General features: G+C 62.8%; 21 protein-coding genes and 2 pseudogenes. 10 read left to right on the plus strand and 13 right to left on the minus strand.

Features of this window, described 5'->3' with window-relative positions:
• The first annotated feature begins 84 nt into the window (after positions 1–84).
• The 4 genes from alr to NUH87_RS18095 all read left to right on the plus strand — a co-directional run bounded on the left by alr (position 85) and on the right by NUH87_RS18095 (position 4548).
• Positions 85–1158, plus strand: coding sequence for an alanine racemase (gene alr / locus NUH87_RS18080; RefSeq protein WP_338522119.1), 1074 nt, complete (start codon positions 85–87; stop codon positions 1156–1158).
• A 129-nt stretch (positions 1159–1287) separates the two neighbouring features.
• A complete protein-coding gene (locus NUH87_RS18085; RefSeq protein WP_040071689.1) occupies positions 1288–1836 on the plus strand; it encodes a cupin domain-containing protein in 549 nt (182 codons plus the stop codon).
• 187 nt (positions 1837–2023) lie between these two features.
• Positions 2024–2494 carry a c-type cytochrome gene (locus tag NUH87_RS18090; RefSeq protein WP_338522121.1) on the plus strand — a complete coding sequence of 157 codons (471 nt, stop codon included), beginning with the start codon at positions 2024–2026 and terminating at the stop codon, positions 2492–2494.
• Positions 2495–2625: 131 nt separating this feature from the next.
• Entirely contained in the window at positions 2626–4548 is a 1923-nt protein-coding gene (locus NUH87_RS18095) for an acetyl-CoA hydrolase/transferase C-terminal domain-containing protein (protein ID WP_338522122.1), read from the plus strand.
• A gap of 30 nt (positions 4549–4578) precedes the next feature.
• On the opposite strand, the gene NUH87_RS18100 is transcribed toward NUH87_RS18095, so the two are convergent.
• The 8 genes and pseudogenes from NUH87_RS18100 to NUH87_RS18130 all read right to left on the minus strand — a co-directional run bounded on the left by NUH87_RS18100 (position 4579) and on the right by NUH87_RS18130 (position 12814).
• Positions 4579–6195, minus strand: coding sequence for a fimbrial protein (locus tag NUH87_RS18100; protein ID WP_338522123.1), 1617 nt, complete (start codon positions 6193–6195; stop codon positions 4579–4581).
• Positions 6196–6254: 59 nt separating this feature from the next.
• Entirely contained in the window at positions 6255–6785 is a 531-nt protein-coding gene (locus tag NUH87_RS18105) for a type 1 fimbrial protein (protein WP_338522124.1), read from the minus strand.
• A 76-nt stretch (positions 6786–6861) separates the two neighbouring features.
• Entirely contained in the window at positions 6862–7323 is a 462-nt protein-coding gene (locus NUH87_RS18110; protein WP_338522125.1) for a fimbrial protein, read from the minus strand.
• A 12-nt stretch (positions 7324–7335) separates the two neighbouring features.
• Positions 7336–7875 (minus strand): annotated as a pseudogene (locus NUH87_RS31300) (hypothetical protein); the annotation flags it as partial.
• 2 nt (positions 7876–7877) lie between these two features.
• A pseudogene (locus NUH87_RS18115) lies at positions 7878–10477 on the minus strand (fimbria/pilus outer membrane usher protein).
• 136 nt (positions 10478–10613) lie between these two features.
• Positions 10614–11399: a fimbria/pilus periplasmic chaperone gene (locus tag NUH87_RS18120; protein ID WP_338522127.1), complete on the minus strand. Its 786-nt coding sequence runs from the start codon at positions 11397–11399 to the stop codon at positions 10614–10616.
• Between the two features lie 19 nt (positions 11400–11418).
• Positions 11419–12189, minus strand: coding sequence for a fimbria/pilus periplasmic chaperone (locus NUH87_RS18125; RefSeq protein ID WP_338522128.1), 771 nt, complete (start codon positions 12187–12189; stop codon positions 11419–11421).
• A 61-nt stretch (positions 12190–12250) separates the two neighbouring features.
• Positions 12251–12814 carry a fimbrial protein gene (locus NUH87_RS18130; RefSeq protein WP_338522129.1) on the minus strand — a complete coding sequence of 188 codons (564 nt, stop codon included), beginning with the start codon at positions 12812–12814 and terminating at the stop codon, positions 12251–12253.
• 300 nt (positions 12815–13114) lie between these two features.
• Here NUH87_RS18130 and NUH87_RS18135 point away from each other — a divergent pair, with 300 nt between their 5' ends.
• A complete protein-coding gene (locus tag NUH87_RS18135) occupies positions 13115–13783 on the plus strand; it encodes a response regulator transcription factor (protein WP_338526856.1) in 669 nt (222 codons plus the stop codon).
• A 14-nt stretch (positions 13784–13797) separates the two neighbouring features.
• Here NUH87_RS18135 and NUH87_RS18140 read toward each other — a convergent pair whose 3' ends face one another.
• Both NUH87_RS18140 and rep read right to left on the minus strand, forming a co-directional pair.
• Positions 13798–14367: a xanthine phosphoribosyltransferase gene (locus NUH87_RS18140; RefSeq protein WP_040071678.1), complete on the minus strand. Its 570-nt coding sequence runs from the start codon at positions 14365–14367 to the stop codon at positions 13798–13800.
• A 56-nt stretch (positions 14368–14423) separates the two neighbouring features.
• A complete protein-coding gene (gene rep / locus NUH87_RS18145; protein WP_338522131.1) occupies positions 14424–16433 on the minus strand; it encodes a DNA helicase Rep in 2010 nt (669 codons plus the stop codon).
• Positions 16434–16702: 269 nt separating this feature from the next.
• Here rep and NUH87_RS18150 point away from each other — a divergent pair, with 269 nt between their 5' ends.
• Positions 16703–18373 (plus strand): bifunctional diguanylate cyclase/phosphodiesterase, encoded by a 1671-nt coding sequence (locus tag NUH87_RS18150; protein WP_338522133.1) that lies wholly within the window; start codon positions 16703–16705, stop codon positions 18371–18373.
• 24 nt (positions 18374–18397) lie between these two features.
• Here the strand turns inward: NUH87_RS18150 and NUH87_RS18155 are convergent, their stop codons facing one another.
• Positions 18398–19801, minus strand: coding sequence for a NorM family multidrug efflux MATE transporter (locus tag NUH87_RS18155; RefSeq protein WP_338522134.1), 1404 nt, complete (start codon positions 19799–19801; stop codon positions 18398–18400).
• A gap of 152 nt (positions 19802–19953) precedes the next feature.
• Here NUH87_RS18155 and NUH87_RS18160 point away from each other — a divergent pair, with 152 nt between their 5' ends.
• Together NUH87_RS18160 and NUH87_RS18165 are read left to right on the plus strand one after the other, a co-directional pair.
• The gene (locus tag NUH87_RS18160) at positions 19954–20874 is read left to right on the plus strand and encodes a LysR substrate-binding domain-containing protein (RefSeq protein WP_338522135.1); all 921 of its coding nucleotides are present in this window, start codon (positions 19954–19956) and stop codon (positions 20872–20874) included.
• A 90-nt stretch (positions 20875–20964) separates the two neighbouring features.
• Complete coding sequence (locus NUH87_RS18165; RefSeq protein WP_338522136.1) at positions 20965–22179, plus strand: aldose 1-epimerase family protein; 1215 nt, start codon at positions 20965–20967, stop codon at positions 22177–22179.
• Positions 22180–22245: 66 nt separating this feature from the next.
• Here the strand turns inward: NUH87_RS18165 and NUH87_RS18170 are convergent, their stop codons facing one another.
• Positions 22246–23739, minus strand: a complete 1494-nt coding sequence (locus tag NUH87_RS18170; RefSeq protein WP_338522138.1) for a YifB family Mg chelatase-like AAA ATPase — start codon at positions 23737–23739, stop codon at positions 22246–22248.
• Between the two features lie 131 nt (positions 23740–23870).
• Between NUH87_RS18170 and NUH87_RS18175 the strand changes: the two genes are divergently transcribed.
• Positions 23871–24149, plus strand: a complete 279-nt coding sequence (locus NUH87_RS18175) for a type II toxin-antitoxin system RelE/ParE family toxin (protein ID WP_338522139.1) — start codon at positions 23871–23873, stop codon at positions 24147–24149.
• Between the two features lie 8 nt (positions 24150–24157).
• Positions 24158–24463, plus strand: a complete 306-nt coding sequence (locus NUH87_RS18180) for a HigA family addiction module antitoxin (RefSeq protein WP_338522141.1) — start codon at positions 24158–24160, stop codon at positions 24461–24463.
• Positions 24464–24612: 149 nt separating this feature from the next.
• Here NUH87_RS18180 and NUH87_RS18185 read toward each other — a convergent pair whose 3' ends face one another.
• The gene (locus NUH87_RS18185; protein WP_338522142.1) at positions 24613–26436 is read right to left on the minus strand and encodes a monovalent cation:proton antiporter-2 (CPA2) family protein; all 1824 of its coding nucleotides are present in this window, start codon (positions 26434–26436) and stop codon (positions 24613–24615) included.
• Positions 26437–26508 lie beyond the last annotated feature (72 nt).

Genomic DNA, 26508 nt, shown 5'->3' on the forward strand with positions numbered 1-26508 from the left:
ACGATCCCTCTCCCGGTGCGATGGCGGATGCATTGTCTTTCGCACCGGTTTTTATTCCCGTTGACCGTCCAGAAGTTTGCCGCCATGCGTCCTGCCCGTGCCCTGATCGACCTCCAAGCCCTGCGTCACAACTACCAATTGGCCCGTGAAGTGTCGGGTGCCCGAGCGCTCGCGGTGATCAAGGCCGACGCCTACGGCCATGGCGCGGTGCGCTGTGCCCAGGCCCTGGAGGCCGACGCCGACGGTTTTGCCGTGGCCTGCATCGAGGAGGCCCTGGAGCTGCGGGCCGCCGGTATCCGTGCACCGATCCTGTTGCTGGAGGGTTTTTTCGAGGCCGACGAGTTGGCCTTGATCGTCGAGCACGATTTCTGGTGCGTGGTGCATGCGCTCTGGCAGTTGGAGGCCATCGAGCGGGCGGTGCTGGCCAAGCCGATCAACGTCTGGCTCAAGCTGGACTCGGGCATGCACCGGGTGGGGCTGGAGCCGGCGCAGTACCAGGCGGCTTACCAGCGTCTGCAGGCCAGCGGCAAGGTGGCGAAGATCGTGCTGATGAGCCACTTCGCCCGTGCCGACGAATTGGGCTGCCAGCGCAGCTCCGAACAGGTGGCGGTCTTCGAAGCGGCGCGCCAGGGGTTGGCGGCCGAGGTCAGCCTGTGCAATTCCCCGGCGGTGCTCGGCTGGCCGCAGATTCCCAGCGATTGGGTACGCCCGGGCATCCTGCTGTTCGGTGCCACCCCCTTCGAGGAAGAAAACCCCGTGGCCGCGCGCTTGCAGCCGGTCATGACCCTGGAGTCGAAAATCATTAGCGTGCGCGAACTACCGGCGGGTGAGCCGGTGGGCTACGGCGGCCAGTTCGTGACGCCCAAGTCGATGCGGATTGGTGTGGTTGCCATGGGTTATGCCGACGGCTATCCGCGCCATGCGCCGACCGGCACGCCGGTGCTGGTGGCCGGTCAACGCAGTCGGTTGCTGGGCCGGGTGTCCATGGACATGCTCTGTGTTGACCTGACCGATGTGCCCCAGGCCGGTCTGGGTTCGACGGTGGAGTTGTGGGGCAAGAACGTGCTGGCCAGCGAGGTGGCGGCCCAGGCCGGGACCATTCCGTATCAGATTTTCTGCAACCTGCGTCGGGTACCACTGCTCTACAGCGGGAGCTAGCAGGAAAGCACGCCGCGCCACAGGTCGTCTCTGCGAACGGGATTGGGCCCTGAGTGTTGTAAATACTGAACGCTATGCCATGATATCGCTCAATTACAACATCGCCTGAATCCCTGGGAGACTGCCGTATTGGACGTCGGTGAACGACTGCAATCCATCCGTAAACTGAAAGGTCTGTCTCAGCGTGAACTCGCCAAGCGCGCGGGCGTCACCAATAGCACCATTTCAATGATCGAGAAAAACAGCGTCAGCCCCTCGATCAGTTCGCTGAGAAAGGTTCTTGGCGGCATTCCCATGTCCATGGTCGAGTTCTTTTCCGAGGAAATCCTCCAGGAAAAACCGACCCAGATCGTCTACAAGGCCAACGAGCTGATCGATATTTCCGATGGTGCGGTGACCATGAAGCTGGTCGGTCGCGCCCATCCCAGCCGTGCCATCGCCTTCCTCAACGAGATCTATCCTCCAGGTGCCGACACCGGCGAGGAAATGCTCACCCACGAGGGTGAGGAGACGGGCATTTTGCTGGAGGGGCGACTGGAGTTGGTGGTTGGCGTAGAAACTTTCGTCCTCGAAGCGGGCGACAGCTACTATTTTGAAAGCACCAAGCCGCACCGTTTCCGCAACCCGTTCGATACGCCAGCGCGACTAATCAGCGCAGCGACACCGGCGAATTTTTAAGAGCGAGAGGCGTCAGGTCAGGGATTTCAAGGCGTCCGGCGGTGCCGATTCGCCACTCGGCCAATACCCTTGCAACTCTTGTGGTTGTTTCGCAGGGGCAATCGAACCGCTATACTCACGCCCGCCTGCGAAACCGTGGTTCGGGGCGTGATTAGCCACCATTGAGGGTGTACGCGTGAATCCAATTATGAAAATGCTGGCCGTACCAGCAACCGTAGTCGCCCTGTGGGCCGTCAGCGCCCAGGCTTCGACAATCAATGAAGATATCGCCAAGCGCCTCGAGCCGGTGGGCCAGGTGTGTGTGCAGGGCCAAGAGTGCAAGGGGATGGCAGTGGCGGCTACCGCGGGTGGCGGTGGCGGGGCCAAGACGCCGGATGAAGTGATTGCCAAGCATTGCAATGCTTGCCATGGCACCGGTCTTTTGAATTCGCCGAAAATCGGTGATACCGCGGCCTGGAAAGAGCGGGCCGATCATGTGAGCACCGTGATTGCGAGTATTGCCGGAGCCTCGGACGAGGAGAAAGGCAAGAAAGGCGTTGCGGGCCTGGCGGCAGTGGCGACTCATGGCTTCAACGCCATGCCACCGAAGGGGACTTGCGCCGACTGTACGCCTGAAGAGCTTCAGGGTGCCATCGAGAAGATGTCTGGCTTGAAATAACACCGATCTTCACGAAAAAGCCGCTCAAAAGCGGCTTTTTTTGTTTCTGCCGCAGCATCAGGATGTCTTTTTCAGCCAATTCCCGGCAAGCTCGGTCCAACCTCAATTCAGGGAAAGGCGAGGAGGGTCGGATGGTGCAGTCCTGTTCTATCGAACGTGCAGTCGACGAGGTGCTGGCGCGGCTGCCGGCGCATATTCACATGGCCAGCCCCTTGGGCCTGGGCAAACCCAATCGTTTTATCAACGCGCTCTACCAGCGCATCAGGCAGTTGCCGGAGCGCCGGCTGACCATCTACACGGCCTTGACCCTCGGCCGCCCGTCCCTGGGCGACGGCTTGCAGCGGCGCTTCCTCGAACCCTTTGTCGAACGGGTGTTCGGTGATTACCCCGAACTGGATTTCCTCGCCGCCCTGCGTCGGGACGGTTTGCCGCCGAATATCCAGGTCCAGCAGTTCTTCATGCAGCCCGGCAGCCTGTTGCACAGCACGCAGGCCCAGCAGGAATACGTCAGCAGCAACTACAGCCATGCCGCCCGCGACATCAACGCCGCCGGCCTGAACCTGGTCTCGCAACTGGTGGCCGAGGACCCGGAGCACCCCGAGCGCCTGAGCCTGAGCTGCAACCCGGACATCACCCTCGACCTGCTGCCGATGATCGCCCGACGCCGGGCCGCCGGCGAAACCATCCTGATGCTGGCGCAGGTCCACAGCGACCTGCCCTACATGCCGGGGGATTCGGAACTCAGCCGTGACGCTTTCGACCTGCTGATCGACGAAGTGGAGCGCAGCACCCTGTTCTCCACCCCGAACATGCCGGTGGATACCCAGGATCACTTCATCGGTCTGCACGCCAGCACCCTGGTGCGCGATGGCGGCACCCTGCAGATCGGCATCGGCTCCATGGGCGATGCGCTGACTGGCGCCTTGCTGGCCCGCCAGGCGGACAACCAGAGTTACCAGGCCTTGTTGGCGGATATCGATCTGTCGCCCTGGAAAGCGCTGCTCGACAAGGAGGGTGGTGTCGAGGCGTTTGCCGAGGGGGTTTACGGTTGCAGCGAGATGTTCGTCAACGGCCTGCTGGTGCTGGTGGACGCGGGCATCGTGCGGCGCAAGGTTTATGCCGACCTTGAGCAGCAGCGCCAGGCCAATGCCGGAACCCTGGGCGCCGCCGTGCAAAGCGGTGGCGTCATGGTGCATGGCGGCTTCTTTCTCGGGCCGCGCAGTTTTTATCAGCGTCTGCACGAGCTGTCCCGGGACAAGCTGGGCGAGTTCAACATGACCGCCATCAGCTACATCAACGAGCTGTTTGGCCAGGAAGAACTCAAGCGCCTGCAGCGCCGCGACGCGCGTTTTATCAACAGCGCCTTCACCATGACGTTGCTCGGCGCGGGCGTCGCGGACCAGCTCGAAGATGGGCGGGTGCTCAGCGGTGTCGGCGGGCAGTACAACTTCGTGGCCCAGGGACATGCGCTGGAGGGCGCGCGGTCGATCCTGATCCTGCGCAGCTGGCGCGAGTCGGGCGGCGAGGTCAGTTCGAACATCGTCTGGGAGTACGGTCATTGCACCATCCCCCGACATCTGCGCGATATCGTGGTGACCGAGTACGGGATTGCCGACCTGCGCGGCAAGACCGATGCCCAGGTGATCGAGGCGTTGCTGAATATCACCGATTCGCGCTTTCAGGCAGAGCTGATCGAGCAAGCGCAAAAAGTCGGCAAACTGCCGGGCAGTTTCCGGCTCGATCCACGTTTTGCCGATAACAGCCCACAACGTTTGCAGGCGATTCGGACACGGCACCCGCATTTGTTCCCGGAGTATCCGCTGGGCTGTGATTTCACGGCGCAGGAGCGGGATCTGCTGCGGGCGCTGAATTGGCTCAAGAGCAAATTCAAGCTCACGGAGATGCTCGACCTGGGCAAGGCCGCGCTGGACGCCCCCGAGCCGGCGGCCTTTGCGGCGCATCTGGAGCGCATGGGATTGAGCCACCCGGAGGGCCTGAAAGAGGAGCTGCTCCAGCGGTTGCTGCTGGCGGGGCTGCAGGCCACTGCCGGCTAGCGGACAGGGTCTTGGCGCAGGGTGTACGCCTCAGTTGTAGGTGATGTTGACGGTGACGGCACTGGCCAGCTTGCCCTGGGTCAGGGGGCCGGTGGTCTTGTGATACTCCGCCCCCAATCGCAGCACGGCGCGGTTGGCTGACACCGCCACGGTGCGGGTGCTGTTGTGGCTGACCGTCTGGCCCGGTGTATGCAGCCATAGCGCAACGCCGCGAGCCGTGTCGGTGTTGGCAAAAAGCGCGGCGTTCCCGGGGGCCGGCGTGCCGGTGAACCTGAAGGTGACACTCGAGGCATTGCTGCAGTTGGCGGTCAGGTCGAAGTACTTAAGGCCGGTCGAGATGCCGGTGAAGTTCGAGATCCGCACGGGGTCCAGCCTGATGGTGCGGTCGAGGTCGCTCGTAGCCAGATCGCAGGTAGGCACTGGAGCAATGATATTTCCTCTACCTAACAGGATATTGTATTCACGCGGGTTGAAATGCGAGGGCGTTGGTTCCCACCATGTCCTGGCAATAACGCGAGGAACAATGCCGCCAGAAGAGATTGCACCGGTTTTTATCAGCCGGTAGTTGATTTCATAGGCGTAGGTCCTGTTGCTCGTGGCGGGATTGGTCTGGCTGTAGGTTCGCTGTGTGGTGTTACTCAGGATCCCGGTGACGATATTGTGCGAACCGGCCCCAGTGTCGCCGTGGGTCCTGAATACAATCCCGATGCCGGGCATGCCTGTTGGATAGACGCTATAAGATCGAGATCCATCGTTGTAGGTCGATACCGCACCGGCAGCCCCCTGTGCACTGAATTTCACGTTGGTGATGCTCTCGCAATACCAACTGACTCGCTTGGTGCCCTGGCTGACACTCGGAAAATCTCTCCATCCGGTGAGCGGGCTACCGACAGAAGCATTAATGTCCGTCACGGTGACAGAGCCAATATCACCGGAATACCCACCTGGATGGTAGACGGAAGACGTGCACGCGGCGAACGCCTGTCCGGATATGGACAAGAACAGCGCCGTTGCGGATATTGCCTTGTAAGGCCTATTCATTTTCCTCCCCCTGTTTTTCAACGCTTGGGTTCCCTGGGATCGGCACGCGCCGTTTACCTGAACCCGTTGCTTATCCAGCCATGTCTCAGTTGTAAGTGACGTCCACCGTCGCCAGGCTTTCCAGCTTGCCTTCGCTGACCGCACCGGACTTCCAGTAGGCCGCCCCAGTGGCAGCACGGCCAGGCCGCCGCTTGGCGTCAGGGTGCGGGCATTGTCGTTGCCGTCGGCACGGATGGTCTGTTGCACGCCCCCCAGGCGCGAGTACAGCCACAGCGCCAGGCCGTGGGCGTCGCCGGTGTTGGCGAAGCGCGCGCCGTCCGAGGGGGCCGGCGTGCCTTGGAACGTGAAGGTCACGCTCTTGATGTCCGAGTCGCAGCGGGCGCTCAGCTCGAAGGGCTTGTGACCCGCCGAGTCGGCGCCCGCGAAGTCACCGACCTTGACCGGTGGCAGGGCTATGGGGCGCTCGATGTCATCGGCAATCAGGTTGCAGGTGCCGCCCTCGATAGTGCCTTCGATCTGCAGACTGCTCGGGTTCAGGGTCTCCGTGGCTGAAGCTTGGGCGATGGCCGCGAGCGCCAGCCCCAGGGGTATCAGGTAGGTTTTCATCGGGTGTTGTCCGTTCTGGCGGGCCGGCGGAAGGTGGCGGCCTATTAGGGCTTGGGGCGTCAGTTGTAGGTAATGGTCACGCGCGCCGGGGTGATCAGGTTGCCTTTGGTGACGGTGCCGACTTTTATGTAGTGCGCGGCCATGGGGATTACCGCACGGCCGGCGGTTGTTGGAATGGTTCGCGAGCGAGCGGGAGCGTCGCCGTTGGCTGGGAAGCTGTAGGTCGTTCCCCCGATGCGCGATTGAATCACGGTAGCGATGCCGCGGACGGTGCCGCCGACATTGGCGAAGCGTGCAGGCGCGACGGAGTCCGGTGTGCCGTCAAAGGTGAAGGTGACATTCCTGATATCCGAGTCGCAGTTGGCGGTCAGGTCGAATGTCTTGACCCCGGTCCAAGTGGTTGAATCGAAGTCGCTGACCTTGACCGGGGGCAATTCGATCGTGCGGCCGAGATCGCTTGCGTCCAGGTGGCAGGTGCCACCCTGGATATCCCCTATGAACCGCAGTGTGGTGGTCTGGACAGCTTGAGCCGTGCCGGTGGTCGTGGCAGCGGTAACCAGTAGGGACAATACGAAAAGAGGTGTTTTCATTGCAGGTATCCTTGTCAGATAAGGGGTTGATTGACGCATTGCATTCGATGAGCGCTGTCACGAGCGGTCTGTTGGCTCAGTTGTAGGTGATGTTGACGGTGACGGTACTGGCCAGCTTGCCTTTGGTCAGGGGGCCGGTGGTCTTGTGATACTCCGCCCCCAATCGCAGCACGGCGCGGTTAGCGGACACCGGCACGGTGCGGGTGCTGTTGTGGCTGACCGTCTGGCCCGGTGTATGCAGCCATAGCGCAACGCCGCCAGCCGTGTCGGTGTTGGCAAAGAGCGCGGAGTTCCCGGAGGCCGGCGTGCCGGTGAACCTGAAGGTGACGCTCGAGGCATTGCTGCAGGTGGCGGTCAGGTCGAAGTATTTAAGGCCGGTCGAGATGCCGGTGAAGTTCGAGATCCGCACGGGGTCCAGTCTGATGGTGCGGTCGACGTCGCTAGCGGCGAGGTCGCAAGTGGCGGTTGGGGCGACGAAGCTGACTGAGTTGTTCAGTACAACCGTGTGGATAGGGCGCCCATCCCAGTTGTTCACCATGAGGTTGCCGCTGGGGACTGTACCGCTTGATACGTTCCCTATTTTGTAGAACTGAGCCTCCATCGTAACGATAGTGTGTTCATAGCTTGTGTAGGTCAGTGCAGTCGAGCTGCTGTGGAGGGGCATTAAGTATGGGGACCCCCACCTGAGAGTCGCATAGACCCGTATGCCAATCCCTGGAACATTGGTTCGATAGACATGCCCCACACCGGGAAGCGTCACCGAATCAGCGGTTGTATATCGCCCGGTGGTTTGCTGCATGATAGGCGGGGTGCAGGTGCTGATACCGCTGGGGTATGGGCCACTGAAGGCTGTTTTTGCGATCAGGGCTCCCACTGCCAGACTTGACGGCACGCTGATGGTGGCTGGAAAAGTCGCGCCGTTGCGGGGGTTGTTCGGGTAATAGTTGCAAGCAGCTTGAGCCGCGACAGGCAGTAACAGTGTCAGCAATGCGAAAACTGATTGGATGGAGCATTTTATTTTCTGTCTAGCGTGAAATAAGGTCTGGAGTCTGTCGACAGGGTCGTTTCCGGAGCAGTTATTCGTGACCATGATCAAGCCTCATCCGCAGCTGTATCAGACGGGGCCGACCGAGGCGCATCGGTCATATCGGCCCGACATTTCCCATCCATCTGCCGCAAGCCTTCGGACTCGGCCAGCGTGCCCAGGTCATAGGCGATCCGGCAGATGTCCGTACTGGCCGGGCCCCACTTGACCGTCAGTTGGCCGCGATCCTGCGGTACCCGGACAAACGCCTTGCTGCTTTGTCCGACCGTGCCCACGCTGGCGCCGCTTTCATCGAACACATCGGCACCGAAGGGCAATGGGCTGCCATCCTCGCGCAGGGCATTGATGATCACGGCCCGCCCGCTGCTGGTCTCGTACTTCATCAGCACCACGGAGCCGGCCCGGGGCGCGACGTTGTGCGAAGCGGACTTGAGCTCCACGTCATGGGACATGTCCTTGGGGTCCAGTTCGACCACGTTCTGGCGGTACGGTGTGAGGTGCGGCACCACGGCGTAACCGTTGTCGTCCACCTGCGAGTTGTTGCTGCCGACCCAGGCGCCCTTGGCCCGGGCGCGTTGACCAGGCCGATGGTGTCGCCCAGTTCCGGGGTCAGGGTCAGGCCGTCGGCATGGGCCACCAGGCCGCCGGACAGGCCCAGGGATTGCGAGTGGTAACCGTTGCCCTGGCTGTAGCCGGTGGAGGCCAGGGCGTAGCGGCTGCGGTATTGCAGGTCGGCGTTGAAACTGTTGCCGCCGCCATTATCGGCGTGACTGGCCGAGGCCCCGTAGTTGATCTCGTTGCGTTCACCCCAGGAGCCGCTGAGGCCGGTCCGGACGCTGTTTTGGTTGTCGCCGTGGATCAGAGTGCTCGACAGGTTGGGCGCACGGTTTGAGTAACCCAGCGGCAGGCTGATGGTGAGGTCGATCTGGTTGCTGCTGCGCTCGGTCAGCAGGTCGCGGGTACGTTGGGCACTGACGGTGTAGTTCATGCGTTGCCAGTTGCTGCTGTAGCCGGCGCTGAAGCTCAGGCTGCCGCCCTTGCGGTTCCAGTAGTTCTGCGACGAGCCGCTGAGGAACAGCGAACCCCGCTCAAGGCTTTGGTTGATGCTGATATCCAGGCGATCGCGTACCCGGCTGATATTGTCCAGGCTGCGTCCGTCCTGGGCCAGTTCACGCAGTTGCGCGGTATCCCGCGCGGTGAGGAAACCGTCGGTGGAGTAACGGAAGGCGCCGAGGGCGAAGTTGGTCCCGGTGTCGGCGAAGTTCTTGTTGTAGCGTGCCTGCAGGCTCTGGCCCCGGCGATTTCCGTTCCCCGGCAGATCGGCATGGGAGGTGGTCACATCCAGCGAAATCGCGCCCAGCGGGGTATTGAGGGCCGCGCCGAGGATTTGCGAGTGATAGCCTGACGAGGCCAAGGCCCCGGTATAGCCGGTGAGCAGGTTGTTGAGGCCGTACTGGAAAGTGCCCTGGCTCAGCCAGGGGTTGCTGTTGACGCCGAGCTCGGCCATCTCGCCCAGGCTCAGCGAATAGCGGCTATAGCCCGGCCGGAGCAGCTTCACATCGGAAGCGAAAGGTACGATGAATTGCCGCTGCCGCCCGTCGGCCTCGGTGACGGTGACCTCCAGGTCGCCGCCGTAGCCGGTGGGGAACAGGTCGTCGAGCACGAACGGCCCCGGGGCCACGCTGACTTCGTCCAGCAGTATGCCGCGCTGGCGTATGCTGACCCGGGCGTTGCTCTCGGCCACGCCACGGACGATGGGCGCATAGCCGGTCTGCGAGTCGGGCAGCATGCGATCGTCGGTGGAGAGGGTCGCGCCGCGCAGGCGAAGGCTGTCGAACAACTCGCCGGTGGTGTAGATCTCGCCGGTCATGAGTTGCGATTGCAGCCCGGGCAGTTCCCGTTGCACGTAGGTGGCGCTGCTCTGGTAGCTGCTGCCGGCATTGTCGCTGCTGTAGGCACCGTTGTGCCGCAGGTGCCAACCGTTCAGGTTGAGACCGGTGTTCAGCCTCAGGGAGTTGGAGAACGATGAACGGCCCTGGTTGGTGTTCCTGAAGCCGTTGGCGTCGTAGCGGACGAACGCCGCGTTCACGCCCGTGTCCCAGTGCTCCGGGCTGACATAACCGCGTGCCTTGCGTGCCAGGTAGATCTGCGGGACTTGCAGGTCCAGCCGGCTCTCGCCGGCATCGAAGCGGGCGCTGGCACCGGGCAGATAGGTGCTGATATCGCCGCAGACCGGCGTGCTCGGTAGCGGTGGCGGAACGGTTTGGCCGGCTTCGGCGGCCTTTTGTACCACCCCGTCGAGGTCGACCCCGAGCCTGATCAGCAGAGGGCGGTCCAGGCAAAGCTGCGCGTTTTTCTGGCCCTCGGCACCGGCGAAGGTCAGTTCTTCCCGGCCGATCCAGCCGCCGTTGACGGCGATATCGGCACGATAATGTCCCGGCAGGACCACATTGCCTTCGTTGAAGCGCGAGATGTCGATCTGCCCTCCACCTCCCGGAAAGAAGGCCGGGTTGAACTCCACCCGCTCGGCCTCTTCGGCAGCCAGGGCGCTACCGGCGCCCAGCAGCAGAAGGCTGTGAATGACGTGGGCCAGGCGGCTGCGCACAGGGCGCGATCCGCCGGCTACAGGTTGTGTCTTCGATCTCATCGCTAACGTTCCAAACCTTGTGTATTGCCGGATTCGGGCAAGCCGTTCCCTGCCGTCGCGCGTTCAGGATCGCGACGGGGCTGGAGGTGTCGTCATGGGTGGGCGTTCTAGTGACGCCGGGTGTTCGTTCAGCCCGTCATGGCGTGACCTGGGCCTTGTGCGTGTGCCGGGCACCGTAGTCGTCGATGACCTGGAATTCGACCTGGGCGCCGGCACTTGGCGCCGACTTCAGGCTGGGCAGGGGGAAACGGTTGTTGGCATGGGGATTGACCATGTTCTCGGCTGCCGTCTCGCCGACCGGCTTGGCATGGCGTTGACCCGCCGCCAGCAGATCCACCGAATCGAAGTTCAGGTGGTAGGGCGTGGGGTTATGCACTTCCAGGGCTGGCCCCTGTTCGGTGTTCACCAGCTTCCAGAGCAGTTTTTCGGTGGCCTGTACCGCCTCGTACGGCAGGCCCTGCGGTCGGAAGAACACCTTGATGCGGGTCTTGAACGCCAGTTGCAACTGGTTGCTCTGCTCCGAATCCGGGGCCTTGGGTGGGACTTCCAGCATGTTCAGCCAGAACAGGTTCTCGCGATCCTTGGGCAGCGGTTCACCGGTGTAGGTCAGGCGCACGACCTGTTGCTTGTCCGGCTCCATCCGAAAGATCGGCGGCGAGGCGACAAACGGGACCTTGGCCTGTTCCGGTGTCACTTCCTCGTCGCCGCTGTCCAGCCAGACCTGCACCAGCGCCGGTTTCTGGTTCTTGTTCTCGAACCTGATGGTCACTTCCTTCTGGTTCGCCGGATACACCACGCGGGTGCCGGTGATGATGACGCTGGCCTGCACCGTGAAGCCGGCTATCAGCGTCAGGGTCGCGAGGACGAGCTGGGCGACGAGGCGAGTGAAGCGGGTGGTGTGCTGGGATCTGAGGGTGTTCATGGGCAATCGTCGGTTCGGTTCAAGAGGGGAGGTCGGCGCTGTGGCTGACGCGCGCGCCAAGGTCGCTGATCGCGCTGAACTCGACCTTCAGGGCGCCGCTGGGCAGGGCTCGCAGGGCCGGCAGCGGGAAGCGCTTGATATCGCCGGACGGCAGCAACAGGCTGTCGTTGACCTCCTTGTTCGGGGCCTTTGGATAACGTTCGCCACGGCCTTTGCCCACCAGTTCGACCGAGCCCAGCGAGACGTGATACGGCGTGGGGTTGACGACTTCCAGTGCGTGACCGCCTTCGTGGGGCACTAGCTTCCAGCTCAGCTTGGGGGCCGCGGCACCCTTCGGATAGGGCAACCCCTGCGGTCGAAAGAACACGCGCAGGCGGGAGCGAAACGACAGCTCCAGCAGGTTCCTTTCCGTGGCGTTGGCCGAGGTCGGTTGGACTTCCAGCACATTCAGCCAGAACAGGCTTTCGCGGTCCGTGGGCAACGGCTCGCCGGTATAACGCAGGCGCGGGGCCTGCTGCTTTTTCGGTTCGATGCGCAGGATCGGCGGCATCGCGGTGAAGGGCGCCTGCGCGGTCGCGGGCGTCGCGGTCTTGTCGCCGTCGTCGAGCCAGAGCTGAACCAGGGCAGGGCGTTCGCCCTTGTTCTCCAGCCGGACCACGACTTCCTGTTGTTCGGCGGGATAGATCACGCGCGCGCCATGGATGACCACGGCGGCAAACGAGGACGTAGCGTGCAGCGATGCCGTCAGAAGGGCACAGACGACCATGCCCGAACGAGCCAGGTTGTTCATTGGCGAAGCTCTCGTATTGAAGGCTGGACCCGCGCCAGGGCGCAGGTCCATTGGAGGACGCTTAGTCGGCGTACTCGACCATGAAACCGACCCGGGTGTTGACCTCGCCTTCGCCCGCGGCGGCGGTGGCGTAGTACTGGGCGGCCAGGGGGATGAGCGCCTGGTTGTCGGCGATGACCACGCCTTCGGATTTTTCGGTGTAGACGTGGATCGGCGTGCCGTCGCGCTTGGTCACCTCGACCTGGACGTTGCTGGCGGCATCCGCACCGCCGTCGATGTTCAGGCGGCCGGTAGCGACGTCGATCGCCGGGCTGGTCGGGTCGAACGCGACCATGGCGGTGCGACCGTTGGTGCAGGCCGTTTCGCCTGGCGCGCCGACGCGAATCGTGAAACCGGTGAGGTTGGCGCGGTCGCCGGTGTTGGTCAGGCGTGAGGCGGACACACCACCCAGGTCGACGTCCTTGACCACGGTGCCACCGCCCGGCGTTTCGCCTTCGATGGTGCAGGTCACGTCGGTCACCAGGCCGCTGAAGTTGATGATGCCGTCGTTGGCTGCGGAAGCCGGCAGGGCGATAAGGGCGGCCAGAGCGAGAGACACGGCAGCAGAGACTTGAGAGATTTTCATCGGATTACCTTGAATGGTTTCAGTTGATGTCCCATCCGACAGGCTTGTAGGGAAGGCACTAGCCTGTTGGATGAGGGTTACCACTCTCGTGCAAGCCGGCCCTCTGGCCTATCGAGATACCTCGAAGCGTGACAGTTTCGTGATTTCTCGAACGGTTTGTCGTTTGTGCTCTCGGTGTCGGCTGCTATAAGTCTGAAAGTTCTGTAGGTCTTAGCCGGGCCCCCCCGTTGCCGGCCTGGCTTTATCGTTCAGGAGGTCTGATCCAAGATGAGTTACGTATTTCCTGGTCCCCGCACCGTTATGCTGCTGGACGACCATGAGGTGATAAGGGTCGGCACGGCCTTGTGGTTATCCAAGGAGTCCGATCTCGAGGTCGTCGGTTCCTTTTCCACGAGTGGGGAATTGTTCGCCGCGCTGGCCAAGCAGCGGCCCGATATCGTCGTCGTCGATTTCATGCTCGGTCCGATGGAGATCGACGGCATCAACCTGATCCGGGCACTCAGGGTGCGTTATCCCGAATGCAGGACCCTGGTGCTGTCGGCGCATTACACGCCCGCGACCGTGTCACTGGCCCTGCAGGCGGGAAGCTGGGGGTTCTTTGGCAAGTCCCAGCGGCTGGACGAGCTGGCGGCCGCCATCCGTACGGTGGCCTGCGGCAAGATCTACCTGCACCCGGCCATGGCCCGGGAGGTGGGGGTGTCGGAGGCGGCGCTGTGCAAGGCGTCGGTCGCCGCTGAGCAGACGTGCGCCTTTGCCCACGAGGAGATTCTTTCGCCGAGGGAGCGGGAAGTGTTGCGCTGTTTCCTGGATGGCATGTCGGTGAACGGGATTGCCGCCAAGTTCTCGCGCAGCGCCAATACCATCAGCACGCAGAAACAGTCGGCCTACCGCAAGCTGGGGATCAAGACCGACAGCGAGCTGTTCAAGTTATCCGGTTCGCTGCGGGGCTCGAGCGCGATAGGCCTCTGATCCCCGGGCGCTTGTCAGAGAAAGCTCACGACCCCTCCGGCCAGGGATTTGACCCGGGCCAGCGATTCCACGCGATACCCCTGGGCATCCAGCTCTGCGCGGCCGCCCTGGAAGGATTTTTCGATCACGATGCCCAGGCCCGCCACGGTGGCGCCGGCCTGCTTGATGATCGAGATCAGCGCCTGGGACGCTTTGCCGTTGGCCAGGAAGTCATCGATGATCAGCACGCGATCGCTGCTGGTCAGGTGGCGCGGGGAAATCGCCACGGTGTTTTCCACCTGCTTGGTGAAGGAATACACCGTCGCCGACAGCAGGTTTTCAGTCAGGGTCAACGACTGGTGCTTGCGGGCGAAAATCACCGGCACGCCGAGGTTCAACCCGGTCATGATCGCCGGGGCAATCCCCGAGGCCTCGATGGTGACGATCTTGGTGATGCCCGAGTCGGCGAACAGTGTGGCGAATTCGTCACCGATCAGTTTCATCAACTGCGGGTCGATCTGGTGATTCAGGAAGGCGTCGACCTTCAGGACCTGATCGGAAAGCACGATGCCTTCTTCGCGAATTTTCTTGTGCAGTGCTTCCACGGAACGTCCTCGAATAGCGCCTTGTGCGCTGAAGATAGATTAAAAAGTGCTCAATTCTAGCGCTTTAACATCGCGCGTATATCCGCCAGCGCCGAATTGCCGCGCACGGCCTTCACTTCGGTCGGCGTGTCGTCGTTGCCTTCCCAGGCCAGGTCGTCCGGTGGCAGCTCATCGAGGAAACGGCTCGGCGCGCAGTCGATGACCTCGCCGTATTGCTTGCGCTTGGCGGCAAAGGTGAAGGCCAGGGTCTGACGGGCACGGGTAATGCCAACGTAGGCCAGGCGCCGTTCCTCCTCGATGGTATCGGCCTCGATGCTGGAGCGGTGCGGGAGGATTTCCTCCTCCATGCCCATGATGAACACGTAGGGGAACTCCAGCCCCTTGGACGCGTGCAGGGTCATCATCTGCACGCCTTCGGCACCGTCCTCTTCTTCCTGCTGGCGCTCGAGCATGTCGCGCAGCACCAGCTTGCCGATGGCGTCTTCGACGGTCATGTCGCCGTCTTCGTCCTTTTCCAGGGTGTTCTTCAGCGCTTCGATGAGGAACCAGACGTTGCTCATCCGGTAGTCCGCGGCCTTGTCGCTGGAGCTGTTGGTGCGCAGCCAGTTCTCGTAGTCGATGTCCATGACCATGCTGCGCAGGGCCGAGATCGGGTCTTCGCCGGCGCACTGCTCACGCACCCGGTCCATGAAGCGCTTGAAGCGCGACAGGCGATCGGTGAAGCGGCTGTCCAGGTGTTCGCCCAGGCCGATTTCGTCGGTGGCGGCGTACATCGAGATCTTGCGTTCGGTGGCGTAGTTGCCGAGCTTTTCCAGGGTGGTCGAGCCGATCTCCCGGCGCGGCACGTTGATCACCCGCAGGAAGGCGTTGTCGTCGTCCGGGTTCACGATCAGGCGGAAGTAGGCCATCAGGTCCTTGACTTCCTGACGTCCGAAAAAGCTGTTGCCGCCCGACAGACGATAGGGGATCTGGTGGTGCTGCAGCTTCAGTTCGATCAGCTTGGCCTGGTAGTTGCCCCGGTAGAGGATGGCGAAATCACTGTAGGGCCGGTCGGTGCGCAGGTGCAGGCTGAGGATCTCCATGGCCACGCGCTCGGCCTCGGCGTCCTCGTTGCGGCAACGGATCACGCGGATTTCGTCGCCGTGGCCCATTTCGCTCCACAGCTGCTTTTCGAATTCGTGCGGGTTGTTGGAGATCAGCACGTTGGCGCAGCGCAGGATACGGCTGGTGGAGCGGTAGTTCTGCTCCAGCATCACCACTTTCAAGGACGGATAGTCGTCCTTGAGCAGCATCAGGTTCTCCGGCCGCGCGCCGCGCCAGGCGTAGATCGACTGGTCGTCGTCACCCACCACGGTGAACTGGTGGCGCTTGCCGATCAGCAGTTTCACCAGCAGGTACTGGCTGGCGTTGGTGTCCTGGTATTCGTCCACCAGCAGGTAGCGGACCTTGTTCTGCCACTTTTCCAGGATGTCGTCATGTTCCTGGAACAGTTTCACCGGCAGCAGAATCAGGTCGTCGAAGTCCACCGCGTTGAACGCCTTGAGCGTACGCTGGTAGTGGGTGTAGACGATGGCCGCGGTCTGCTCCTTGGGATTGCGCGCGTTCTCCAGGGCTTCGGGCGGCAGGATCAGGTCGTTTTTCCACGAGCCGATCATGTTCTTGATCTCGTCGACGCCGTCGTCGCCCGCGTACTCCTTCTGCATGATGTCGGTCATCAGGGCCTTGACGTCGGTCTCGTCGAAGATCGAGAAGCCCGGCTTGTAGCCCAGCCGCACATGCTCCTTGCGGATGATGTTCAACCCCAGGTTGTGGAAGGTGGACACCGTCAGGCCGCGGCCTTCTCCGCCCCTGAGCAGGGTACCGACCCGCTCCTTCATTTCCCGCGCGGCCTTGTTGGTAAAGGTCATGGCGACGATGTACTGGGCACGGATGCCGCAGTTCTGGATCAGATGGGCGATCTTGCGGGTGATCACGCTGGTTTTGCCGGAGCCGGCACCGGCGAGCACCAAAAGAGGGCCGCCGACGTAGTTCACGGCTTCTTGCTGCCGGGGGTTGAGTCGGGACATGACGGAGTCAGAAGTCTGCTGCGAAAAAAGGGCGGGCATTTTAACAGGCTGGACGGATTCTGCCGCGACTCTCCGACACTGTGACGCGCCCCGCTATCTAAATTTGCCGGTTTTGTTACTTTCCCGCAGGATGCGCGACAAATTTCGAGCTATTGTTCACATTTGTGCTACAGAGCAAAGCACTTGATAATCAATCGTATTTAAGATTGCCTCCAGAGCGTGTCGCAATGTTGATCGCCAACGTTTTTTGCAGAGTCTAGGGAGTCAGCTTGACTACGCCTGTTGAACCCTTGCGTTTGCTGCTACTGGCCGATGAGCCGGAGTGGGCGGCCTTGTTGCGCGAGTGTCTGGCTCCGATGGGAGACTCGACCGTGCTGATCCATGCGCCGTCCTGGGAGGCGGTCAGCCGGTTGTTCGACGCCGACCGCGCGGCGCTGTTGTTGACGGTGCCGGGCTTGCAACCGGCGCCGGGGCGCTGCCGCCTGCCCACCGTGCTGCTGCTGGAAGAAGAGCCCTTGATCGCGCCCTTGGGGGCCAGTGACTGGCTGGTTCGCCAGGGGCTCGATGCGCCGACCTTGCGCCGTTGCCTGCGTCATGTGCGTGAACGCGGCGTGCTGGAAAACACCTTGCAGCGCCTGGCCGAGCAGGACCCGCTGACCGGCATCGCCAATCGCCAGGGTTTCCAGACCCTGCTGGCGGCGCGGCTGGCCGAGAACGCAGGGCGCGGCCTGGCTCTCGGGCACCTGGACCTGGACAATTTCCGGCATGCCAACGACGCCCTGGGTCATCAGGCCGGCGACCGGCTGATCCTGCAGGTGGTTGCGCGGCTCAAGGGCCAGCTCGAGGCCGGTGATCAACTGGCGCGCCTGGGCAGCGACGAATTCGCCCTGCTGATCGACACCCGCCGCGCCCCCCAGCGGGCCGAGCGCGTGGCCGAACGGATTGTCGAGGCCATGGCCGAACCCTACTGGGTCGACGGCGAGAGCCTGCTGATCGGTTGCAGCCTGGGCATCGCCCATAGCCGTGCCAACGCCGGTGCCGACCCGCTGATGTGGCACGCCCATATCGCCATGCAGCAGGCCAAGAGCACCCAGGGCTGCACCTTCCACACCTTCAATGAGCGCATCAATCGCAACGCCCGCAGCCTCGCCGATCTGGAAAGCGAGTTGCGCCGGGCCCTGCGCCGTGACGAACTGGAATTGCATTACCAGCCGCGCCTGGACCTGGGCAGCGGCCAGATCGTCGGCCTCGAAGCCCTGGTGCGCTGGCGTCATGGCGAACGCGGGTTGTTGCCACCCAGCGAGTTCGTGCCCCTGGCCGAGCAGAGCGGGCTGATCGTGCCATTGGGCTACTGGGTGATCTCCCGGGCGTTGCGGGATATGCAGACCCTGCGCGAGCGCGGGCTGGCGCCGTTGCACATGGCGGTCAACCTGTCGTTCCGGCAGTTCCAGGACAGCCAGCTGCTCCCGACCTTGAGTCGGCTGATTGCCGAGCGCGGCGTCGAGGCGCAGTGGTTGGAGTTCGAGCTGACCGAAACCGCGGTGATGCGCCGCAGCGACCTGGTCAAGCAGACCATGGATGCCCTGGGGCGGCTGGGGGTGCGCTTTTCCCTGGACGATTTCGGCACCGGGTTTTCCTCCTTCGTGCACCTCAACAGCCTGCCGATCGCCTTGCTCAAGGTGGACAAGAGTTTTGTCGGCGGCATGGAGCTGCGTGAGGAAAACCGCAAGCTGGTGCATGCCATGATCAACCTGGCCCACAACCTTCATCTGGACGTGGTTGCCGAAGGGGTGGAAACGCCGGAGCAACTGGCGCTGCTGCGTGACTTCGGCTGCGACCAGGTCCAGGGTTACCTGATCAGCAAGCCGTTGCCGCTGGCGGATCTGCTGGAGTACCTGACCTTTGGCGCCAGCCTGCCGGCGGTGCAGGAAGGGGCCTGACGCCGCCCGATGCAGCCCGTTGGCTCAGGCCGCATCCATGACGCTGGGTTGTGGGCTTGAAGCCGGATGGCGTCCCAGCATCCGCTTCATCCGCCATTCGAACGCCAGCGTCAGGCTCACGGCCGCGCAGGCCAGGCCCAGCGCCAGGCCCCACCAGACACCGGTCGGCCCGCCGTTGAAGTCGAACGCCAGCAGCCACGCCGCCGGGGCTCCGATCAGCCAGTAGCAGCCAAGACCGACGAGGAAGGTGGTCTTGGCGTCTTTCAGGCCGCGAATCGCGCCCATGGCGATGGTCTGGGTGCCATCGAACAACTCGAACCAGGCGGCCACCGCCAGCAGGCTGACAGCCAGTTCGATGACCGGCTGGAACGCCGGGTCGTTGCGGTCCAGGAACAGCCCCACCAACTGATTCGGCGCCAGCCAGAACAGTGCGGCAAAGGCCAGCATGGCGGCCGCGCCGAAGGCGATGCCGACCCGACCGGTCAGGCGCGCGTCCAGCAGTTGCCCGGCGCCATAGTGCTGGCCTATGCGCAGGGTGATGGCGTAGGAGATCCCCGCCGGCACCATGAAGGCCGCCGAGACGATCTGCAGGGCGATCTGGTGCGCGGCCAGTTGCGTACTGCCCATGGTGCCCATGCACAGCGCGGCAAAGGCGAACAGCCCGACTTCCACGGCATAGGTGCCGCCAATCGGCAGGCCCAGGCGCCAGAGCTCGCGCAGATACTGCCAATTCGGCTGCGACAGACCCCGCAGCAAGGGGTAGTGGTGGTACGCCGGATGCCGCCTGATATGCCAGGCCAACGCCAGGGCCATGCAGCTTGCGACAAGGGCGGTGACCAGGCCGATACCCACCAGGCCCAGCTTGGGCAAGCCGAACATCCCGGTGATCAGGGCGTAGTTGAGGACAAAGTTGGCCACGGTCCCGCACAGGCTGATCACCATCACCGGCGTGGCGCGGCCCAGGGCGCTGGTGAAACCGCGCAGGGCCATGAAGCTCAGGTAGCCGGGCAGGGCGAACGGCAGCACCGTGAGGAACTGTCCGGCGGCATGCACGTTGCTGGGCGTCTGGCCGAACATCAGCAGCACCGGCTTGAGGTTCCACAGCAGCAGGCCGGCCGCCAGGGCCATCGCCCAGGCCAGCCACAGCCCGGCCTGGGTCAGGCGGGTCGCGCCTTCGACATCGCCGGCGCCCTGGCGAATGGAGACCAGGGTGCCCACTGCCGCGATCACGCCAATGCAGAAAATCGACACGAACGAATAGCTCGCCGCGCCCAGGCCACCGCCTGCCAAGGCCTCGGGGCTGAGTCGGGCCATCATCAGCGTATCGGTCAGCACCATCAGCATGTGCGCCAACTGCGAGGCGATCAGCGGCCCGGACAGCCGCAGGATGGCCCAGAGTTCGGTGCGTGCTGAATGCTTCATGATCATCAGGCTCGACAGGTGGAAGGCAGTGAGAACCGTTGATTTTCAGCGTTCGGGGTGATTTGCACAAAGGGATAAAACCGATTGCTCGCATGATAAAAACTCATGCAAGGCAGTTTCTGCTAGGGTTGGCTCATTGCGTTATCGGAGCGCCCCCCATGTCCCGTCGTCTGCCTCCTCTCTATGCCTTGCGCGCCTTTGAAGCGGCGGCGCGCCACAGTTCGTTCACCCGGGCGGCGGAGGAGCTGTCCATTACCCAGAGTGCGGTCAGTCGGCACATTCGCACGCTGGAAGAGCACTTCGCCTGTCGGCTGTTCCAGCGTAACGGGCGCAACCTGCAACTGACCGAATCGGCGCGTTTGCTGCTGCCGGGGATTCGCGAGGGGTTCAGTGCCCTGGAACGGGCCTGCAATACCTTGCGCGCCGAAGACGACGTGCTGCGCATGAAGGCACCCTCGACCCTGACCATGCGTTGGCTGCTGGCCCGGCTCAGCCGCTTCCGGCATTTGCAGAAGGGCAATGAGGTCCAGCTCACCAGTGCCTGGATGGATGTCGACAGCGTGGACTTCAACCAGGAGCCGTTTGATTGCGCGGTATTGCTCAGCAACGGTCATTTCCCGCCCGATTGGGAGGCCAGCTACCTGTTTTCCGAGTGGTTGATTCCGGTGGGGGCACCGACGCTGCTCAACGAGCAGCCTTGGGATGCCGAGCGCCTGGCCGGCGTCGAGTTGCTGCATCCGACACCCGATCGTCGAGATTGGCGCAGTTGGCTGGAGCGCATGGGCCTGTCCGAACGGATCTCCCTCAAGGGCGGCCAGGTGTTCGATACCCTGGAGCTGGGCATGATTGCCGCCGCTCGGGGGTACGGGGTGTCCATGGGCGACCTGCTGATGGTGGCCGAGGACGTGGCGCAAGGGCGTCTGAGCCTGCCGTGGCCGACCGCCGTCGACAGCGGTGAGAAATATTACCTGGTCTGGCCGAAAACCCGACCGGGCGGAGAGCGCCTGCGACGTCTCAGCGATTTCCTCCAGGGCGAGGTCGCCGCCATGGTCCTGCCTGAAGTCCAGCGGTTGGGCTGATACGGTTTTCTCGGCGGTATTTGTTCGGCTAGCTTGCTGAAACGTTTCATCAGCGCTATAAAAGTCGAACAACTCCAATAAGGACCGCCCATGACCTCCCTCCGATTGCTCTTCGGCGTCACCGCCTTGACCGCCGCTTCCCACGCCATGGCCTGGGATTACGTGCTGCTCGACAGCGACACACCCGCGCAGAACCGCCAGATCACCAGCCAGCAACTGGGGATCAAGACCGCCAAACCCTTCTCCGTAACGATGCGCACCTTGCACGGCGGTCGCCAGGAAGGGGTCAGCATCGTCGATATCGACAATGGCACGATGAAACTGTCGGTGGTGCCGACGCGGGGCATGAACGTCCTGCATGCCTCCGTGGGCAATGTACGCATGGGCTGGGATTCGCCGGTCAAGGAAGTGGTCAATCCGTCCTTTATCGAGCTCAACGGTCGCGGCGGCCTGGGTTGGTTGGAGGGCTTCAATGAGTTGGTGGTGCGTTGCGGCTATGAGTGGGTCGGGCATCCGGGGCTCGATAACGGCGAACTGCTCACCTTGCATGGGCGGGCGGCGAACATTCCGGCCAGCAAGGTCACCCTGCATATCGATGAACAACCGCCTTACGCCATTCGGTTGCAAGGCGAGTTGAAGGAGCAGGCGTTCAAGAAGGTCGACTTCTCCGTGGTCACCGAACTGTCGACGCTGCCCGGCAGCGTGAGTTTTGCGCTCAACGACACCTTGACCAACAACGGCGACTATCCGAAGGAATACCAGGCGCTGTATCACAGCAACTTCAGCACCCCGTTCCTGGAGCAGGGCGCGCGTTTCGTGGCGCCGGTGAAGCAGGTATCGCCATTCAACGACAAGGCCAAGGGTGACCTGCCGGATTGGCAGACCTATCGCGCGCCGACCAAGGACTATGACGAGACCGTCTACAACGTCGTGCCGTATGGCGATGCCAAGGGCGATACCCTGGCGGTGTTGCATAACAAGGCCGGTAGTCTCGGGGTTTCGCTCGGCTTCAATACCCAGCAGTTGCCGGTGTTCTCCCTGTGGAAAAACACCGATACCCAGGGCCAGGGCTATGTCACCGGGCTGGAGCCGGGTACCAGCTTTTCCTATAACCGCCATTATCAGCGTCCCTTGGGGCTGGTGCCGACTATCGAGGCCGGGCAGAAACGCCAGTTCCAGATCAGTTACAGCCTGCTGGCGGACAAGGCGGCTGTGGATAAGGCGGTGCAGCGGGTGACGCAGATTCAGGACGGGCGCAAGACGGAGGTGCGGGGCACGCCGTTGGTGGATTTGAGCAAGGAATAACCCTCTGGGGATAGGCGGGCCGATGACGTGATGTTTCGGCCTAGCCTTGTTCACGCGATGTCATGTCTATTGGGACACTGGCCGATATTGCAACGCTTCGGCCAGATGATCCCGGCCTATGTTGTCCACCTGTTCCAGGTCCGCCAACGTACGTGCCACCTTGAGCAGCCGATGGGCTGCCCGTAGCGAAAGCGTCAGTCGTTCACATGCCGTTTCCAGCCACTTTTCATCGCCTGTGGATAACTTGCAGTGCGCACGTAACCCCGGTAAATCCAAAAATGCATTGGCGCAGCCTTGGCGTTGTTGCTGGCGTTGTCGGGCTTCGGCGACGTGGGCGGCGGCCTGGGCGGTGCTGTCGCCGTCCTGGCGGATGGGGCTGAGCGCCGTGGCTTCGCGGGCCACAGTCAGGTGCAGGTCGATGCGGTCCAGCAGCGGGCCGGAGAGTTTGTTGCTGTAGCGCTGGATCTGTTCCGGGGTGCAGCGGCAGCGTCCGCTGGGGTCGCCAAGATATCCACAGGGGCAGGGATTCATTGCCGCCACCAGTTGGAAGCGCGCCGGGAAGCGCACCCGGTCGCGGGCACGGGCAATCACGATATGGCCGGACTCCAGCGGCTCGCGCAAAACCTCCAGTACCTTGCGGTCAAATTCCGGCAATTCATCCAGGAAGAGCACGCCATGATGGGCCAGCGTGATTTCACCGGGTCGCGGCCGAGGGCCGCCACCTACCAGTGCCGGGCCCGAGGCCGAGTGATGGGGTTGGCGAAACGGCCGCTGCGGCCAACTGCTCAATGGCACATGGCTGGCGACCGACTGGATGGCCGCAACTTCCAGCGCTTCCTGTTCGTCCAGCGGCGGCAGTAAACCGGGCAGACGGCTGGCGAGCAGGGTTTTCCCGGTACCGGGAGGGCCGCTGAACAGCAGGTTGTGAGCCCCGGCGGCGGCGATCAGCAGGGCGCGTTTGGCGGCGAGTTGGCCTTGTACCTCGCTCAGGTCCGGATAGGGCTTGCTCAGGTGCAACAGGCCGCTGGATTCGAAGGGTTTGATCGGCGCATGCCCGTTGAGATGGGCCACCAGTTGCAGCAGATGGTCGACGGCAATCACGGTCAGTCCGGAGGCCAGCGAGGCCTCTTCGGCATTGGCTTGCGGCACCACCAGGGTGCGCCCGGCGGCGCGAGCGGCCAGTGCCGCCGGCAATACGCCTTGCACCGGGCGGATGGCACCGGACAAGGCCAGTTCGCCCAGGCACTCCATATTGTCCAGCGTCAGGGCCGGCACCTGCACGCTGGCGGCGAGGATGCCGAGGGCAATCGCCAGATCGAAGCGTCCGCCGTCCTTAGGCAGGTCGGCTGGGGCGAGATTGAGGGTGATGCGTCGGGCCGGGAAATCGAGGGCCGAGTTGAGGATCGCGCTGCGGACCCGGTCCTTGCTTTCCTTCACGGCGGTTTCGGGCAGCCCGACCAGCGTCAGGGTCGGCAGGCCGTTGGCCAGATGGGTTTCGACGGTGACGGCGGGGGCTTCCACGCCCACCTGGGCGCGACTGTGGACGATGGCCAGGGACATGCGCGTTCCTTGAATGCGAAGTGGGTCGCTTCCTGCGATTTTGTAAGCGTAGCTGGGGAGGGGGTCTTGCCGGGTTGCTTTTATGTATCCAGGCGATACACTTGATTAATGAATAACGTTAAGAGTTAATCATGATTGTAAGCTTCAACTGTTCCGAGACCGAATTGCTTTTCCGTAAGGGTAAGACCCGTTTGTGGTCAGCCATTATCAATGTCGCGGAACGGAAGCTGGCGATGCTCGATGCTGCATCTACCTTGATGGACCTTCGTTCACCTCCGGGTAATCGCCTGGAGGCGTTGGAAGGGAATCGCAAGGGGCAGCACAGTATTCGCATCAACAACCAATGGCGAGTCTGCTTCATCTGGGGGCCTAACGGGGCCGAAAATGTCGAGATCGTCGATTATCACTGAGGTGAGCAATGATCAAGAACGGTATGCGTCCGGTACACCCCGGAGAAATCCTCAAGGAAGAATACCTGGAGCCGTTGGGGCTGACGGCTGCAGCCTTGGCAAGGGCGTTGAACGTCTCTGCTCCAACGGTTAACGACATTGTGCTTCAGCGTCGCGGTGTCAGCGCGGACATGGCGCTCAGGCTGTCCATCTGTCTGGAGACCACGCCCGAGTTCTGGCTCAACCTGCAATCGACCTACGATTTGCGTAAAGCTGAAATCGAGCGTGGTGCAGCGATCAGGGATCAGGTGACACGTCTTCCTCACTGCGCCTGATGCATACGTCCAACCTCACGAAAAGTCTGTTATTGAGCGCCCCCTAGCCGAATTTGTATGCCTATAGGCTAACGATTTTGGCGATGGATCTTAAAGTGGGTGATGAGGGTATCTCGCAGCCCGATCCATGGCTGATTATTTGCGCCGATCTACCGGGCATCGAGTGGCACCGCCTGTTCCGGTTCTCCCGTATCACTTTCGAACAGCCGGGCCAGCTCCAGTCGGGCTTCCTGCGCGGTCTGCCTGATCTTCGAGGTGTCGTCGCGTACCAGCCGCTGGGCTGCCAGCACCTGTTCATCATGTGCCATGAACTGCTGGATCCGGTACTCGGCCTGGGTTGGGGAAATACCGAGTCCTTCCAGGGTGCGACGGGTCATCTCCAGGCTCGAATAAAAGGTCTCTCGCACGGGCTCGGCACCGGCATCGAACAGTTGGTGTACGTGCTGTCGATTGCGGGCCCGGGCCAGGACTTTGACCTGAGGGTACAGGCGCTGCACCGTTTGCGCGGTCTTCACGGCTTTCTCCGGGTCGTCCAGGGCGACGATGAAGTATTCGGCCTCGCCGACCTTGGCGGCACTGAGGATTTCCGGGCGCAGGGGGTCGCCATAGAACACTGGCACGTGCTCGAAGCTGCGGGTCATCTCGATGGTATCGATCGAGGTGTCCAGGGCGACGAAGGGAATGTCCTGTGCACGCAGGATCCGCGCAATGATCTGGCCAACGCGACCCATGCCGGCGATGACCACCCGGGGCCCTTCGCTCTGGATCGCCTTCAGATTCTCCGGCACCTCCCTGGGCGGCTGTGGACGCGCCTTCAGCCCACGCGCGCAGGCCATCAGCAGCAGTGGGGTGACGGCCATCGACAGGGTGATGGTCATGATCAGGGTATCGTAGGTGCGCGCATCGAACAGGCCCAGGTTCTGGCCAAGCTTGAAGACCACAAAGGCGAACTCTCCGCCGGCGGCCAGTACCACGCCCAGGCGCAGTGCCGCGATGCGCGACAACCCGCCGGCCATGCGTGCGACGAACATCAGCAAGGGTAGCTTGAGGGCGATCAGCAGGAGGGTCAGGCCGACAATCAGGCCGGGGTTCTCGAACAGCAGCGACAGGTTCGCGCCCATGCCCACGCTCATGAAGAACAAGCCCAGCAGCAGGCCCTTGAATGGCTCGATCTGTGACTCCAGCTCATGGCGATATTCCGAGTCGGCCAGCAGCAGGCCAGCGAGGAACGCCCCCAGCGCCATCGACACGCCCGCCAGTTCCATCAGCCAGGCGGTACCCATCACCACCAGCAGCGCGGTGGCGGTGGCGACTTCCGGCAGGCCGGTGCGAGCCACGGTGCGGAACAACGGGCGCAGCAGGTAGCGACCACCCACCACCACGACGGCAATGCTGCCGAGTACCTTCAACCCGTGGACCAGGCCGCTTTCGCCGGTGACCTGCGCGTCGGTGACCGCCAACAGGGGTACCAGGGCGATAAGGGGAATAGCGGCGATGTCCTGGAACAGCAGGATGGCGAAGGCGAGCCGGCCGTGGGGGCTGTTCAATTGGCGGCTCTCGGCGAGGCTCTGCAATCCCAGTGCCGTCGATGACAGTGCCAGGCCCAATCCGAGGATGACTGCCGCCTGGAGGGTCTGGCCGAAGGCGACGATGGCCAGCGTGCCGATCACCAGCCCGGTGAGCAGCACCTGGGCCAGTCCAACGCCGAATACCGCCTTGCGCATCAGCCAGAGGCGCCTGGGCGATAGCTCCAGGCCGATAATGAACAGCAGGAATACCACCCCCATCTCGGAAAAGTGCGCGACGTTTTCCGCGTTGCCCAGCAATTTCAGTGCCTGTGGGCCGATGAGCACGCCAGCGAGCAAGTACCCGAGCACGGCGCCGAGCTGAAGGCGCTTGGCCAGGGGAACGATGATGACAGCGGCCATCAGGAGAATGACCGAGGCCTGCAGCAGGCTGCCTTCATGGGGCATGGGAGAACTCCATTTCTTCTGGAGAATACAATGCAAGCCCGCCAGCAGTGCAGCCTGGCGGGCAAATCGTCG

Source organism: Pseudomonas batumici (assembly GCF_036585405.1).
GTDB lineage: Bacteria > Pseudomonadota > Gammaproteobacteria > Pseudomonadales > Pseudomonadaceae > Aquipseudomonas > Aquipseudomonas batumici.

What these genes read in the sequence shown, in the direction of transcription:
- alr (WP_338522119.1), top strand. Translation starts at nt 85, where the DNA reads ATGCGTCCTGCCCGTGCCCTGATCGACCTCCAAGCCCTGCGTCACAAC.
- NUH87_RS18090 (WP_338522121.1), top strand. Translation starts at nt 2,024, where the DNA reads ATGAAAATGCTGGCCGTACCAGCAACCGTAGTCGCCCTGTGGGCCGTC.
- NUH87_RS18095 (WP_338522122.1), top strand. Translation starts at nt 2,626, where the DNA reads ATGGTGCAGTCCTGTTCTATCGAACGTGCAGTCGACGAGGTGCTGGCG.
- NUH87_RS18100 (WP_338522123.1), bottom strand. Translation starts at nt 6,195, where the DNA reads ATGAAAACCTACCTGATACCCCTGGGGCTGGCGCTCGCGGCCATCGCC.
- NUH87_RS18105 (WP_338522124.1), bottom strand. Translation starts at nt 6,785, where the DNA reads ATGAAAACACCTCTTTTCGTATTGTCCCTACTGGTTACCGCTGCCACG.
- NUH87_RS18110 (WP_338522125.1), bottom strand. Translation starts at nt 7,323, where the DNA reads ATGGTGAACAACTGGGATGGGCGCCCTATCCACACGGTTGTACTGAAC.
- NUH87_RS18120 (WP_338522127.1), bottom strand. Translation starts at nt 11,399, where the DNA reads ATGAACACCCTCAGATCCCAGCACACCACCCGCTTCACTCGCCTCGTC.
- NUH87_RS18125 (WP_338522128.1), bottom strand. Translation starts at nt 12,189, where the DNA reads ATGAACAACCTGGCTCGTTCGGGCATGGTCGTCTGTGCCCTTCTGACG.
- NUH87_RS18130 (WP_338522129.1), bottom strand. Translation starts at nt 12,814, where the DNA reads ATGAAAATCTCTCAAGTCTCTGCTGCCGTGTCTCTCGCTCTGGCCGCC.
- NUH87_RS18135 (WP_338526856.1), top strand. Translation starts at nt 13,115, where the DNA reads ATGCTGCTGGACGACCATGAGGTGATAAGGGTCGGCACGGCCTTGTGG.
- rep (WP_338522131.1), bottom strand. Translation starts at nt 16,433, where the DNA reads ATGTCCCGACTCAACCCCCGGCAGCAAGAAGCCGTGAACTACGTCGGC.
- NUH87_RS18155 (WP_338522134.1), bottom strand. Translation starts at nt 19,801, where the DNA reads ATGATCATGAAGCATTCAGCACGCACCGAACTCTGGGCCATCCTGCGG.
- NUH87_RS18160 (WP_338522135.1), top strand. Translation starts at nt 19,954, where the DNA reads ATGTCCCGTCGTCTGCCTCCTCTCTATGCCTTGCGCGCCTTTGAAGCG.
- NUH87_RS18165 (WP_338522136.1), top strand. Translation starts at nt 20,965, where the DNA reads ATGACCTCCCTCCGATTGCTCTTCGGCGTCACCGCCTTGACCGCCGCT.
- NUH87_RS18170 (WP_338522138.1), bottom strand. Translation starts at nt 23,739, where the DNA reads ATGTCCCTGGCCATCGTCCACAGTCGCGCCCAGGTGGGCGTGGAAGCC.
- NUH87_RS18175 (WP_338522139.1), top strand. Translation starts at nt 23,871, where the DNA reads ATGATTGTAAGCTTCAACTGTTCCGAGACCGAATTGCTTTTCCGTAAG.
- NUH87_RS18180 (WP_338522141.1), top strand. Translation starts at nt 24,158, where the DNA reads ATGATCAAGAACGGTATGCGTCCGGTACACCCCGGAGAAATCCTCAAG.
- NUH87_RS18185 (WP_338522142.1), bottom strand. Translation starts at nt 26,436, where the DNA reads ATGCCCCATGAAGGCAGCCTGCTGCAGGCCTCGGTCATTCTCCTGATG.